At 59.0% G+C, this 395-nt stretch carries 1 protein-coding gene; it reads right to left on the bottom strand.

Annotated elements, in window-relative coordinates; genetic code table 11:
- Nucleotides 1–395, bottom strand: a 395-nt coding sequence (locus tag B4920_RS25935; RefSeq protein ID WP_139379650.1) for a transposase, incomplete at both ends; no start/stop codon positions are given.

Consider the following 395-nt stretch of genomic DNA (forward strand, 5'->3'; position numbering starts at 1 on the left):
ACCCACAGCCCGGTTTCATACTTGAGAATATGCTGGCAGCGACCGGCATAACGTCGCACGGGAACCTCGGCACCCTTGCACAGTACCGTCTTGATACTGCGCCGTAATCGCTCCATCCGTCTGAGTCTGATCTGTTCACCGATCAGCCCCGACTCGTAACGGTGCTGGGTGCGAAAGACCGTCTTCAACAGCACGACCAGCCGATGTCCTAGGTAGGCTGTCTGACCGCCGCCGCCATAATCCGCCATCTCTTGCAGGTTGCGCTGGACATGCGCCAGGCAGAATTGATGCCGTGTCGGATCCAGCCAGTGGTAACTGGCGCACTGGTCGGTAACCACAACGCCGTGGGGTGCCGAACCCAGCAGATGCTTGGCATTGTCCTGACTGCGGAAGTA

Origin of the sequence: Zoogloea sp. LCSB751 (assembly GCF_002028455.1) — a bacterium.
GTDB lineage: Bacteria > Pseudomonadota > Gammaproteobacteria > Burkholderiales > Rhodocyclaceae > Zoogloea.